Genomic DNA, 12,911 nt, shown 5'->3' on the forward strand with positions numbered 1-12,911 from the left:
TTAACTTCTATGTTTCCTTCCTTCTAGCCACCACAACACAACTGCCATAATTGTTGCAGCTATGAGAATTGGCGCAATCAAGCGAAAACTCATCTGTATGGCAAACACTAATGCTTCAACAGGTGCATCTGTAACATCAATAGGAGATTTAGCCTGGGTGTGAGTATAAGTCAAAATAGAAAATAGAATACCTATCAGCGATAAACCTGTGATCTGTCCTAATGTGCGTGACAAAAACAACAACCCCGAAGCAATACCCAATCGCTCTGGGGATATGCCTCCCATCACAGCACTTTGGTTGGAGGGTTGGAATATTCCTACTCCCAACGCCAGAGGTGTAACTCGCAAAATATACCCCCACACGGTTAGTTCAGCCTCAAAGGTACTGATAGCTAAACACCCGAATACCAATAACACCAGTCCGATGATGCTGACAATTCGCTCTCCAATGCGATCAGATAAATAGCCTGCAACCGGAGTCATCATTATAGATACAACTGGTAGCACCGCTAGCATTAGCCCTACCTGCTGTTCGGGATAATGTTTGACTAACTCTAGAAAAAAAGGTAAAATGAAGAGTGCACCTATTGTAAATCCATAGGCGATCGCACTCAGTAATAAGCCGAGGCTGAGTTCTAAAGAACGAAACATCTCTAAATTGAGCATCGGTTTGGCAATCTGGGTTTGCGATACTAAAAAGCTCCCCAAGCCTAGGACTGCAGCAGCCAGAAAAACCATTGTGTTTGTATCACCAAATTCTTGGCTCTGTAATTTTGTGATTCCAAGTACAAAGCAAGTCAAGGTGACTACCATCAACAGCGTTCCTAGAGTATCAAAGCTTTGTTTGGCTTCACTTTTGCTAGAATCAGGGACAAAGAAGAGGACAAGTAAGCTAGCAATTATACAAAACGGCAGATTTACCAAAAAAATTAACCGCCAGCTCCCAAAACCAATCAGCAATCCTCCCAGTGTTGGTCCTAATGCAGTTCCCAGCCAAGCAATACCTGTGGAAATCCCCAGCGCCAGTCCCCGTTGCTCTTTGGGAAAGACTTCTGTAATAATCGCTGGTGCAAGCGCACAGATAAAGGCTGCACTGAATCCCTGAATTACTCGAAACCCAATTAAATATTCTACTGTTGGAGCCAGTCCACACAGCAGTGAACTGAAGGTGAAAAGAATTAGTCCACCGAAGTACAACCATTTCTTACCCCACATATCCCCCAATTGACCTACACTTAGCACCAAAACTGTGAGCATTAGTAAGTAACTTAAGGGCACCCATTCAATGGTCGCAAAGTTGGTATGGAGTTCTCGCACCAATGTGGGCAAAGATAGGTTGACAATGTGGATATCTAAGGAAAACAGGAACATTCCGATACTAATACCCAGCATTACCCACCATTTTTGCAATGGATCTGATGCAGATTCTAAAAGAGGCTGCGATGATTGTTGTTCAATGCTCCGCATAAAAATAGTTTTCATCTTGAAGAGTGAACTGGTTCTATTAATGGTGTTAAGTTACAAGTCTGGGCTACTTGGTTATTTTATGCAGTATTAAGTAGACTTGGGTGATGCAGTTGCTGACGAATTATCTGTACCATTTTAGCGTTGCCTACAACAAAGGTAACGCTGATAACCCGATTAAGTACTTTGCTGCAAAAGAGAATCAAGATTTAGGAATGCTTAAAGCGCTGCGAAAGCCAGTCTCTAAGCTGGATTTGTCTCCTCTGTCTTGACGTTAAATAATGGACTCATATAGGAAACAACTTGACTGTTATTATCAAAAGATAAACCTGTACTTCCTGCAATACAATTATTAGGAAACACTATTTTCTTGTTGTGGGTAGCGATACAAAAATGGGCTGTGCAACCAGCAACACGGCTGCAATAAAACATAACTGTCATTAACATATCAGGGATTCCGAGTGTTCTCCACAAAAGACCAGAATAAAAATCAATGTTAGGTTTTACTGTATCAAACTGAGCCATACTATCAACGAGGTAATGCATTTTTCTGGCAATATGCATAAAAGTATCTCCCTGGGAGTCGTTAATCAACTTGTCACATATTTGGGCAAGAATTTTGGCTCTTGGATCGAGTCCTTTGAAATCAATGTGTCCTAACCCAGGGATTCTATTTTTTTGTTCAATGGCTTTATCTATATAAGTTTTCAGACTTTGTTCTAGATCACCATCAAGCCTAGCAATTTCGTCAAACATTCGTAAAACTCTGATGTTTGCTCCACCATGTCTATCGCCACATAAAGCATTGACCATAGATACTAAAGCGTTCCACATACTAGTACCATGAGAAATATTTTGTACCCCCGCAAACGTTGATGGAGCTAGACCAGCATCCGCATGAATAACTAGTAATTTATCCATCAAAGTCTGTTGTTCACTACTAACTTGATTAGCACCATGTATCATTGCTAGTAAGTTGTGGGCATAATCATAATCCTCTCCATCCGCACCAAAGTTTTCGGGAAATTCAAATGATTCTTGCCGAAAATGTTGTATAATCATAGCTACAATAATCGGACTAACAGCCAGGGCTTTGATGACTGCTTGTAGTTGTTCGGTTTCATTTCTTAAAGGTAAGGGACATTCCGCAGCCAGATAAGATAACCCACTACTTAAGATAGCAATAGGATTAGCATCATGAGAATATGAAGATATGATCTGGCTTAATCCTTTTTGGATTTTTCTATCTAAAATAGAATTTTCGGCTAATTGCTTTTTTAACCATTGTTTTTCTTGTTGGTTTGGTAAGGTGCCTTTATGCAATAAAATTACCGTATCCAAGAAATCACACTTGCGGGAAACTGTGCTGATAGGAAAGCCCCGGTAGTATAATTCTAAATTCTTGGGATCGACATGAGTAATAGTTACCAATTCAGAGATAGTATGGTTGAGATAGCGGTCGTATATGAGTAATCCTGTTTTTTTAGCAAGAGTTTCACCAGAGATTATTCCTTGTCCTTCTTGTGTAAAGTTAACAGGAATACTATAAGATGAAGCATCTGGTAACGTTATAGATAGATACCTGGTTTCCATTTTAGTCCTCTATGAATGTAACTAAAGTTAAAAATTTCCTAATCAGTCTTTGGGGAAAAGATTTAGGCGACCTGTATGGGGCGATTCCAATAAAAATCCCAGAGTAACTCGCCATCTACTTAAAGATAAAAACCCACGCATTCTGGGACAAGTCTTCCAGAGTTGTCTCACTGAAGCAGCCATGCTATTACCTATAATAGTGATTTCATGCCACCATCCTGCAGGCATATAAATTGAATCACCTGGGCGGAGAATGACTTCATATTGATGCTGAAGTGCTTCCTGTAACTTAGGAAATCTTTTTAAATCAGGAGCAGCAAGATTAACTTGACTATACCAACAACCTAATTTTCGACCATGTAGTAAATGACCGATCACCGGATTTGGGTAGAGGTTATAAAGTTGAGAAGGTGGGAAAAGGATGATTTTTTTGACACCAGACAACTGCATCAGGATATTGTCGAATGGATCGTAATGCAGAGTTGTGGTGTGACCTTGAGGTCCTGTGTACATGCTCAAGTCGCTCATCTCTTCTGTTAACCCTAACTGCTCTCTCATTTTGGTTGAGAATTTTGGGTTTCCCAAGGGAGTGTCTTTCAAGGAACATTTTGCCATGTAAATATCCTGTTCGCGAGCTTCCCCACTACGCAGCATCTGTTCATAGTCGGAGAATCGCATTCTTCGGGTAATAGTTCCACTTCCTACCCCCATCGCTTGTTTGTTCTGCGAGTCATTCCTTTGCTTACCGTAGTCGCGGAAATTAAATTCGTGATCCCCCAGTTTTTCAGCGAGAAATGGGAGGTTCCATTCGCCGTCTTCGTCTAGTAATCCTGTAATAACAACAGGTTTTACTTCTTTGCGATATTGGTCTTTAAATATATCGGGCGTTAGAGATGATAGGTCTACACGGCTAATTGTTTGAACCATATTTTAACGTGAGTTTAACAGTGAGATAAAGGCAGAAAGCTTGCTCAGAGAGGATTTGAGCAAATACAGAGGAAAAATAACTAAAATTTATGGAGAAGAGGTGAAAAAAGCATAAAAAACACTGAGACTAAAAATATCAAAGAAAATAGGGAGTATTCACTATTTCTACCATCATATTATATCTCACCTTGTTACGGAAGTATCGGCTCAATAAGTAGGGGAAAAAGAAAAAAATCTCAAAGTAAGCAAAGGAGACAAAGGGTTATAGAATATGGGACATGACGCAAAAACAGCAACAAGAAAAAAACACACAGCTAGAGATACTGCAAACCATTGACCCCAAAGGGATTGCAGACAAATCAATGCGTCGGACAATAGAAATATTACTGAATCTAATAGAACAGCTACAGTTAGAAGTAAAAGAACTAAGAGAAGAAAATCAACACTTGCGAGATGAAAACAACAGATTGAAAGGAGAGCAGGGAAAACCAGAGATAAAACAAAGCCTTAGTTCTCAGCTTGCACTACGGGGGGAACATGACCCAAGGCAAGCTAAGTACATGGACAGAATTAATTACATATTATTTATTTACCAATCCTTTGTCAGTTAATGAGTTCAGCCCAAAGGTTTGTGTAAATAATTTTGTCCAACTACTTATTAGAATTCCTAGAAGATATAGGCATAAACATATCAGCAGGGTATTTATCCAACATACTGATTAAAAATCACACTGACTTTGAAACTCAGAAAACAGAAGTCTATTCATCAGGAATAGAGAGCAATCCTTGGCAACACTTCGACCAAACCGTAGCCCGGGTTGGGGGAGTGAACCATACCTCATTTCTCAGGTGGGAAATATTCCTTCTTTGGCGACTATTATTCGTGAACAATCTTCTCTCTGTTCTTTCGATTGCTCATGGATGCATGATTAGCTCTCTTCCCCTAATTATTGAGGGGATATCTTTTATTTATGTCGGCATGATTCGTCTAAGTAGGTGAACACAATAAAACCAAACTGTGTAAAGAAACGTAAAATCGCTAAAACTTTCTTTACTATTGCCTCTTGCCTCTTGCCTTGCTATAACGACAATTTTCAACGCCAACCTACTTAATGTTAAAGCAACTGGCGTAATCAGAATCACCTTCTCAAAACTTTTCAGACATCCTCTGAGTCTGCTTGTTGATAAAATACCAACGGCATTAAACCGAAACATTGAAAACTGGTGATAAATCCATGGACAATAACGAACTACCTTTATGTACACACAGTCTCAGAGTCGGTTTGGTGGGAACAGGCTATGCGGCTAAACTCAGGGCTGAGGCATTGCAACAAGATCCCCGAACTGATTTAATAGCCATAACTGGCAATCCCGAAAGGACAGCGGTTTTAGCCCAAGAATACGCTACTGAAGCCATGAATTCTTGGCAACAGCTAGTAGAACGAGACGATTTAGATATGGTGGTGATCTGCACCATTAATCAAGATCATGGTAAAATTGCTCATGCTGCCTTATCTAGCGGTAAACACGTCATTGTTGAATATCCTTTGTCTGTAGATGTCAAAGAAGCAGAAGAACTGATTGCTTTAGCAAAAAGAGTAAACAAGCTTTTGCACGTCGAACACATTGAATTATTGGGGGGTTGGCATCAAACTTTAAAACAACACTTAGACCAAATTGGTGACTTGTTTTATATCCGCTATAGCACCCTGAATCCCCAGCATCCGGCCCCGCGGAAGTGGACTTATAATCATGATATGTTTGGCTTCCCCCTCATTGGGGCATTATCTCGGTTAAATCGGCTGATTGATTTGTTTGGTGAAGTCCTCACTGTCAATTGTCACCAACGATATTGGGAAACTGAGCCTGATTATTACCAAACCTGTTTATGTTCAGCCCAATTATACTTTGAAAGTGGACTACTGGCACAGGTAATTTATGGCAAAGGTGAAACTTTGTGGCAATCAGAACGTAAATTAGAAGTTCAAGGTGAAAAAGGGGAGATAATTCTCGATGGTGATACGGGAATGCTAGTGTCAGCAGCCGGAACAAAGTTGATTGAAGTGGGTACTCGTCGGGGTTTATTTGCTAAAGATACGACTATGGTATTAGATCATCTATGCGATGGTAGTCCTTTATATATCACCCCAGAACAAAGCTTATATGCTCTCAAGGTAGCAGATGCTGCACACAGAGCGGCAACAACTGGATTAACTATATTTTTAAAAGAGTAGATAGAAAATTGATGAAAATCGAAACCATAGTCATTTTATCCCAACGAGAAATCGAAAAAATGCGCCGTGCTGGCAGCTTGGCCGCCAAGTTATTACAACATTTAGAACCTTTGGTTAAACCGGGAGTTAGCACTCTACAATTGAATGATGAAGCGGAAAGATGGACTCAAAAGCATGGAGCAAAAAGCGCACCTTTAGGTTATAAAGGTTATCCTAAGTCTATTTGTACAAGTGTGAATGAGGTGATTTGTCACGGTATTCCCAATGCTAAACAAATTCTCAAGGATGGGGACATTATTAATATAGATGTTACGCCTATTGTTGAAGGTTATCATGGTGATACATCAAAAACATTTCTAGTGGGTAATCCTTCCCCCACAGCCCAAAAGTTAGTAGAGGTAACCCAAGAGTGTTTGCGGTTGGGGATTGCAGAAGTAAAACCAGGGGCAAAAATTGGGGATATTGGGGCAGCAATTCAAGAGTATGCGGAGTCTTTCGGCTTTTCTGTGGTGCGGGATTTTGTGGGACATGGAATTAGTAATATTTTCCATACTGCACCAGATGTTCCCCATTATGGCATTAGGGGTAGAGGGAAGAAACTGAGAGCCGGGATGGTGTTTACCATTGAACCGATGATTAATGAAGGAACTCATGAAGCCCAAATGCTTGGAGATGGTTGGACTGCGGTAACAAGCGATCGCCTCCTGTCTGCTCAATTTGAGCATACCATTGCTGTCACCGAAGATGGCGTAGAAATTCTGACTTTACCAGACAACTCATAATTTCTCCAACACAAAATACTATGGGGGGGCTTAATATGCAGGTGATAGAACAAGTAAATCCACATTCACAAGATAAAGTTATTGAGAGTATTATTAATCTCGTCAAAGTAGAATAGTCCATTGGCAGATGTGCGAAATTCCTTAAATATCATCCACGAATTTTGACGTTAATTTGATAGGTTTTTAAGGGCGGCAGATTTCTTTCCCAGGGACGTAAATAATGGAGTTCTAGCACTGCTAAACCCGAATTTTGGGCTAAAAAATGGAAAACTTGATTTTCAGATGCTCCTGGGGCTTCTGTCTCTAATGGCTTTAATACTGAATCTCCCAAAGGTTTGAGTTTGTCAGGGTCATTTTTAATAATTTGCCAACTATAGCCTGTTCCTGGATTAGTTAACAATTCAACAATCATAATATTACCTTTTTGAATAATAATCTGACTGTTATTGTTAGCATCATTGACAGTGATTTCTGATTTAGACATAGGAGGATTAGCCGTATTACTAACTTGAAAAATAATAGTCAAGGTAGTTAACAGAGAAATAATTAAAAAAACTCGCTTTGTAAGGGACATACAGCACTTTCTGATGTTAGGAGGTACAGTTTTTTATCACAAAACCCGTCCTGCGCCCTCCATTGTATACTCAACATGGCTTAATTATTTGATTCTATAGATAGGGGTAAAGCAAGAGCTTCATTGGTATCAACTTAACGTAAAACCCACAGCCCGACTGGGAATTCATTCCCAGTCTAATAGCAAAAGTTGTCTTTTGATGACTGAATAACCGGAAAATTTTTCATCTCGTTCCCAGTCTCTGACTGGGAACGAATTCTAGAAGGCTCTGCCTTCAGTGATATTATACTCCGCAAGGGAATAAATCGAGCTTTTGCTTAAAGGTAATATATGGATGTAAAAACGCAAGTTATTACCTTCTCAAGTATAGAGGCAGAGCCTCATCAACTGCATTCCTAGTCAGAGACTAGGAACGAGATGTGGTAGGGATTTGAGCTTAAGTTGACACCAATGGGTTAGCTAAAGTCAAAACAATTATCGAGAGATGTTTTTGGAATTAACTTTAATTAATTCTGGATTGATTTTTAAAGGAGTGATTTTTTTCAACAAGTCAGGAGAAAGCTTGTAGAAATTGCTTCTAGCTTGAGTCCAAGCTGCGCCATAACCGATGCTATTGCTGTTATAGCCAATCCACATATAACCATTGTCACCCCAACCTGTACCCCAAGAATTCTTGATTAACCAAGCTTGTTTTTGATCATCCCAACCAATGAGGGTGACACCATGATTAATAGGACCATTTGCTTGCTCGTTAAATACGCCGCTAACATAACCTTGGAAAGCAGGAGTAACTCTCACTGCAACTGTTAAGGGTCCATATTTGCACATAGCCAGTTTCATTTCTGCAACTGTGGGAATTCCGCCGTTTGGTTTAACATATCCCCAGGCTATGGAACGGTAGGGAGTGTCTACGCTGGGATTGTAGGGATTGTTGGTGGCGGTGTAGGGTACTGTGGCTTCGGTGGCTGTGCCTTTGTTAATGAGGAAATCAAATGCTTTAGACCACCAACCCCCACCACAACTACCTGCACCACCCCAGTTAATAATTTGCTGTTCGGAAGCATCAGCAGCGGAGTTATTGCGAATGAGGTTATTCCCTTCGTAAGCTCCCAAGGTAGCAAATGCCCAACAACTACCGCAACCTCCTTGGTTACGAACTGGGGTAACTTTATTTAAATTCCGCCAGTCAAAGGATTTGGCTGAGGCAAAACAGCCATTACGTTTAATTAATTGTAATTCAGGGATTACGCCGGGATTGATACGTTCAAATTTCTCACGTTCGGCTGAATCAAGATTTAAGATTTGTGCAGCAACGGCGTTTTGGATGTTAGCCTGTGTCGGTAAATCATCCGGTGCTTGGGTGGCGGCTAGTTGCTCTAGTTTATAATCTAAGGCTGTGGTGTAACCTACCTGAAAGGTGAAGTTTTTTGACTGGATATCCCGGCGTAATTCCAGTAGTTGATTTTTAATGATTAAGGGAGCTTTTTGTTCTCGTTCAAGATAAAGGGGATTGATTTTGATTTGCGATAAATTTTTATCTACAGTTTGAGATGCGGGGATTCTTATTTGGGTTTTAATTGGTTGAGCAAGAGCTATGTTTTGGAAGATTCCTAAACTCAATAAAGCCGCAGTAGATATTTGCAGAAATTTAGAATTTCTCATCAATTTAAATCCTCCTTAAACTTGTTAGTTCAGTTTTAGTTCTGTTTTTTAAAGATTTTTTTACCCATTACCCATAGGTATTGCTGTTGACTTGTGGTTTATAGGTTTAGTTCCAAGATTTTTGAATATTAAGAATTGTCAATTTCCTGTTAGATAGGTCAAAGACAAAGTTTGAGGAATTACGCAACTGATACATTGGAAGGGTGCGTCAGACTACATAAATCCTGCAAATAAACAGATTTTTGGTGTGGCACTTGCGTAAGTTGTAAGGTTATAACTATACAATTAAAGTTCAAGTAAGGCTATACTTGTTATAGTCTTAGGGACTTCCAAGAAATAAATTACCCTAATAAACGAACCACAGAGGCACAGAGGACACGGAGGAAGAAGAAATTAATCATTTTTGTCAAAGTCACTCGATTCGCAAGTTGTCTTTATTTGGTTCAGTATTAAGAGATGATTTTACAAAAGAGAGGATATCCAGATAGTTGAAACTGTTCCCTGTTCCCTGTTCTCTGCCCTCACAGACAACTTTTTCAGCAAACCCTAAATAGGCAGATAGATTTAAGAACATCAGCCGATTTAAGTCGTTATTTTCGTGAGCAAGTCTTAATAGAAGCAATGGTTATTTATGAGCAAAATTGATGATTTAACTCGGCTAAAACACATCAAAGATTGGGCAAGGGAAGCGTTATATGGCTCTACCGGATCTACCGTTCCCTTTATGTAAAACAATATTTATTGTAGGTTTGGTTGAGGGACTGAGGGACGTTTACGAAGTGTGGCGATAGCTTGCGTGGCGACGTAGGAGCCATAGCCATAACCCAACACCTCCTACTATCCTCTCGCTAATGTTGGGTTTCATGCTTCAAGCCAACCTACGAAAATTAAATTAATGGTCAATTGCCTCTTTCCTAAATTTTATCTTCCCAATTTGTTAGGAATCCCTTGACAACCACCGGGAATTGTCCGTCTGGTTTTTTCTCCACACCAAGTACAGCAATAGTGACGGGTAGATTCGGACATTCTTTGGGCGTTGGTGAAGTCGGCATTTTCGATAACTGCGCCGGTGTGTTCTCCTGTTTCGTAGTTGGGTGGTTCGCTGCGACTGCGGGGGGATGCCTGTTCAGGTAAACCATAAAATAGGCGCACTCCATTTAAATCGGCGTTGCTCAAATTGGCATCATATAAGATTGTGCGGGCAAGGTTGGCTTTGACTAAATCGCAATTACTCAGATTAGCACGAATGAGGTTAGCTTCACTTAAATCTGTCCAGCGTAAATCATTGTCGGCTAAATCTGCACCTGCTAACATGACACCTAAATCAATGACGCGCACTCCTTCTAAAAGATCTTCGGCATAACCACCACTACCATCTAGAATAGCTCTTCCTAGTCGGCGATCGCGCTGGAGGGGAGAGAGTAATTTGGAACGGGAGAGAAATCGCAGAATTTTGGCTTTACCACTGCCATCTACACTACTAAATATAGCGGCGGTGCGTCCTTCAGCGATCGCTCTTTCTTGTGGCCAATCTTCTAATAATCCTTCTTCATCTAATACTAGGTCAGAAATTCCTTGAAAGTAGGAATCTATGGTTTGCTGTTGGGTAATAATGTTTTGCTGTACAGTTAGCAGGTTTTGTTGAATGGTGAGGTCTTTAGAAATTACATATTGTCGCCATGCTACATAAACGGCGATGATAGCAATGGCAATTTGTCCCAATGCTCCAAACCATTCTGCTAAAGTCCCAGAAGCATCCCAGTTAACTCTTTTTCCCCAACTCAGTAAACCACTACCCAAATTAGTAAATCTGAATAAGCCAATTATTGCTACTATTACTCCTATTAAGCCAATAAATACATTTCTATCTTGAGGTGAAAACCATTCTTGAATAATATTTTGCAGCCACGGGAACAGGATTAACAGTGATAAAATCAAGGTTGCTAAAGTTCCCACAATCCCCAGAAATGAGTTATTAATGACAATACTAATGATAGTTGTGGCGATCGCCAAACTGGTAAATAATAAAATTCTTGGGGTAATAGCAGTTTGCAAACTGGAGTTACTTTCCACAAGAAACGTAGCCCCTTTGCTCATGTTCGCCTTGAATGCAGATTGTCCAAATATTTGTTTTTTTCCTAATCCTTCTGTTAGTAATGAGTGATCACTACCATCAGTTGCTAATTCATCTGCTTGATTTATTTCTGAGTTGGATGAGTCAGGTTCAATACTCATATTTTTAGTTTCCTCCCATCGTCTCATTATCAATTTAATTGCTGTCAAAACACTTGTATTCACAGTATTATATAATCTTTATCCTCAATCTCAGATCAATCTGGATAATTGATCACAGATAAATACGGGTAATTATGATTCTGTGCGGTTGTAAATCAATTTTTTTGTCTCCACAAGCAACAAGCACGTAATTTTACCACAAATCATTTAGAATTTTTATGTGGGATGATTCTTTTTTTTGGCAACTCACCAAATGACTCCGCCACAACAGCTATAAATAAGATCCCCGACTTCTCTAAGAAGTCGGGGATCTGACTCTGGCAGATATGGTATAATATTCATACTTTATGAAAACCTTATCCAAATCTTCATCTTGAGTTTACATAAATAAAAAACAATTAGTAATGATTAGTTGATTTCGATACGACTTAGAAGTTTCCATCAGTTTTAGGATAATTATATGATTTTTGTAGGTGCAACATGGTAGTTTGGCGAAAATTAATTGCCTCTAGTTTAATTAGTTTTCTGGCGATTGGCTGTAGTGATTTGGCAAATTCTTCTCCAGATAATACTCAACAAGTTGCCCAGGAAAGCAATGTTAATCAACTAATTACAGAGGTGCAAGATAGTCAAAAAGCCAAAAATTTATTACTACAAGGTAATGGTTTGTTGGATACCCATCGTTATCAAGAAGCTTTAAATGTATATAATCAGGTCATAGCTATTAAAGCTGATAGTGCGGAGACTTGGGTAAATCGTGGTAATGCTTTAATTGCTTTGCAACAGTATCCAGAAGCGGTATTATCTTATGATAAGGCGATCGCTATTCGTCCAAATAAAGATGAGGCTTGGTATAATCGTGGTAATGCTTTAACGGCTTTAGGAAATTATGAAGAAGCTGTTAAATCATACAATGAAGCGATCGCTATTCACTCGAATAAACATGAAGCTTGGATTAACCGAGGCATTGCTCTGACTAAATTACAACGCTACAAAGAAGCTTTGGCATCTTACAATCAAGCAATTACTATTCAACCCAATTTGCACCAAGCATATTATAACAAGGCTTGTAATTATGCCTTGCAAAATAATCTCGAACTAGCAATTGATAACTTCAAAAAAGCTATTCAACTTGTACCCAAAAAATATCAAGATTTAGCGAAAACCGACCCAGATTTTGCTAAAATTCGCGGTGAACAGCGGTTTCAAGCATTATTACATTGACACTCTCCGGTCTAAAGACCTATACTCAAAACGGCTAGAAGCTGGACTTTTTTATCATACAAAGAACAAGGTTCAAAGCCTTTCCCTAACCCTCTCCTAAGAAGAGAGGAAAAAGGAATAACATTTAATATTGGAGAGATTTACCAGAGGGGGTTCATATTTGGTTAAACTTATGAACCGTTTGCAGTATATCACCTTCCCAGATTTAAGGGACTT

At 39.5% G+C, this 12,911-nt stretch carries 10 protein-coding genes and 1 pseudogene; 5 read left to right on the forward strand and 6 right to left on the reverse strand.

All coding sequences use genetic code 11. The features are described 5' to 3' along the window. Window positions 1–1,482, reverse strand: coding sequence for an MFS transporter (locus HEQ36_RS08535; RefSeq protein ID WP_233455466.1), 1,482 nt, complete (start codon window positions 1,480–1,482; stop codon window positions 1–3). Between the two features lie 12 nt (window positions 1,483–1,494). Here HEQ36_RS08535 and HEQ36_RS08540 point away from each other — a divergent pair. Then, window positions 1,495–1,727, forward strand: a pseudogene (locus tag HEQ36_RS08540) (IS4 family transposase); the annotation flags it as partial. On the opposite strand, the gene HEQ36_RS08545 reads toward HEQ36_RS08540, so the two are convergent. Then, on the reverse strand, window positions 1,708–3,057 hold the full coding sequence (locus tag HEQ36_RS08545) for a citrate/2-methylcitrate synthase (RefSeq protein ID WP_168635954.1): 1,350 nt from the start codon (window positions 3,055–3,057) through the stop codon (window positions 1,708–1,710). The pseudogene HEQ36_RS08540 and the gene HEQ36_RS08545 sit on opposite strands and share 20 nt — an antisense overlap. 42 nt (window positions 3,058–3,099) lie before the next feature. Beyond that, window positions 3,100–3,984 carry a cupin-like domain-containing protein gene (locus HEQ36_RS08550; RefSeq protein ID WP_168635953.1) on the reverse strand — a complete coding sequence of 295 codons (885 nt, stop codon included), beginning with the start codon at window positions 3,982–3,984 and terminating at the stop codon, window positions 3,100–3,102. Between the two features lie 278 nt (window positions 3,985–4,262). Between HEQ36_RS08550 and HEQ36_RS08555 the strand changes: the two genes are divergently transcribed. The 3 genes from HEQ36_RS08555 (at window position 4,263) to map (ending at window position 7,000) form a co-directional block, all read left to right on the forward strand. After that, complete coding sequence (locus tag HEQ36_RS08555) at window positions 4,263–4,595, forward strand: hypothetical protein (protein WP_233455465.1); 333 nt, start codon at window positions 4,263–4,265, stop codon at window positions 4,593–4,595. Window positions 4,596–5,219: 624 nt separating this feature from the next. Further along, a complete protein-coding gene (locus tag HEQ36_RS08560) occupies window positions 5,220–6,218 on the forward strand; it encodes a Gfo/Idh/MocA family protein (protein WP_168635952.1) in 999 nt (332 codons plus the stop codon). Between the two features lie 11 nt (window positions 6,219–6,229). After that, complete coding sequence (gene map / locus HEQ36_RS08565) at window positions 6,230–7,000, forward strand: type I methionyl aminopeptidase (RefSeq protein ID WP_168635951.1); 771 nt, start codon at window positions 6,230–6,232, stop codon at window positions 6,998–7,000. A 148-nt stretch (window positions 7,001–7,148) separates the two neighbouring features. On the opposite strand, the gene HEQ36_RS08570 is transcribed toward map, so the two are convergent. The 3 genes from HEQ36_RS08570 to HEQ36_RS08580 all read right to left on the reverse strand — a co-directional run bounded on the left by HEQ36_RS08570 (window position 7,149) and on the right by HEQ36_RS08580 (window position 11,471). After that, the gene (locus HEQ36_RS08570) at window positions 7,149–7,574 is read right to left on the reverse strand and encodes a protease inhibitor I42 family protein (protein WP_168635950.1); all 426 of its coding nucleotides are present in this window, start codon (window positions 7,572–7,574) and stop codon (window positions 7,149–7,151) included. Between the two features lie 474 nt (window positions 7,575–8,048). Then, complete coding sequence (locus tag HEQ36_RS08575; protein ID WP_168635949.1) at window positions 8,049–9,236, reverse strand: C1 family peptidase; 1,188 nt, start codon at window positions 9,234–9,236, stop codon at window positions 8,049–8,051. Window positions 9,237–10,157: 921 nt separating this feature from the next. After that, complete coding sequence (locus tag HEQ36_RS08580; protein WP_053541020.1) at window positions 10,158–11,471, reverse strand: pentapeptide repeat-containing protein; 1,314 nt, start codon at window positions 11,469–11,471, stop codon at window positions 10,158–10,160. Window positions 11,472–11,951: 480 nt separating this feature from the next. Between HEQ36_RS08580 and HEQ36_RS08585 the strand changes: the two genes are divergently transcribed. Continuing rightward, the gene (locus HEQ36_RS08585) at window positions 11,952–12,695 is read left to right on the forward strand and encodes a tetratricopeptide repeat protein (protein WP_168635948.1); all 744 of its coding nucleotides are present in this window, start codon (window positions 11,952–11,954) and stop codon (window positions 12,693–12,695) included. The last annotated feature ends 216 nt before the right edge of the window (window positions 12,696–12,911 follow it).

The sequence above is a fragment of the Anabaena sp. 54 genome (assembly GCF_017355725.1).
In the GTDB taxonomy this organism is placed as follows: Bacteria; Cyanobacteriota; Cyanobacteriia; order Cyanobacteriales; family Nostocaceae; genus Dolichospermum; species Dolichospermum heterosporum.

What these genes read in the sequence shown, in the direction of transcription:
- HEQ36_RS08535 (WP_233455466.1), bottom strand. Translation starts at nt 1,482, where the DNA reads ATGAAAACTATTTTTATGCGGAGCATTGAACAACAATCATCGCAGCCT.
- HEQ36_RS08545 (WP_168635954.1), bottom strand. Translation starts at nt 3,057, where the DNA reads ATGGAAACCAGGTATCTATCTATAACGTTACCAGATGCTTCATCTTAT.
- HEQ36_RS08550 (WP_168635953.1), bottom strand. Translation starts at nt 3,984, where the DNA reads ATGGTTCAAACAATTAGCCGTGTAGACCTATCATCTCTAACGCCCGAT.
- HEQ36_RS08555 (WP_233455465.1), top strand. Translation starts at nt 4,263, where the DNA reads ATGACGCAAAAACAGCAACAAGAAAAAAACACACAGCTAGAGATACTG.
- HEQ36_RS08560 (WP_168635952.1), top strand. Translation starts at nt 5,220, where the DNA reads ATGGACAATAACGAACTACCTTTATGTACACACAGTCTCAGAGTCGGT.
- map (WP_168635951.1), top strand. Translation starts at nt 6,230, where the DNA reads ATGAAAATCGAAACCATAGTCATTTTATCCCAACGAGAAATCGAAAAA.
- HEQ36_RS08570 (WP_168635950.1), bottom strand. Translation starts at nt 7,574, where the DNA reads ATGTCCCTTACAAAGCGAGTTTTTTTAATTATTTCTCTGTTAACTACC.
- HEQ36_RS08575 (WP_168635949.1), bottom strand. Translation starts at nt 9,236, where the DNA reads ATGAGAAATTCTAAATTTCTGCAAATATCTACTGCGGCTTTATTGAGT.
- HEQ36_RS08580 (WP_053541020.1), bottom strand. Translation starts at nt 11,471, where the DNA reads ATGAGTATTGAACCTGACTCATCCAACTCAGAAATAAATCAAGCAGAT.
- HEQ36_RS08585 (WP_168635948.1), top strand. Translation starts at nt 11,952, where the DNA reads ATGGTAGTTTGGCGAAAATTAATTGCCTCTAGTTTAATTAGTTTTCTG.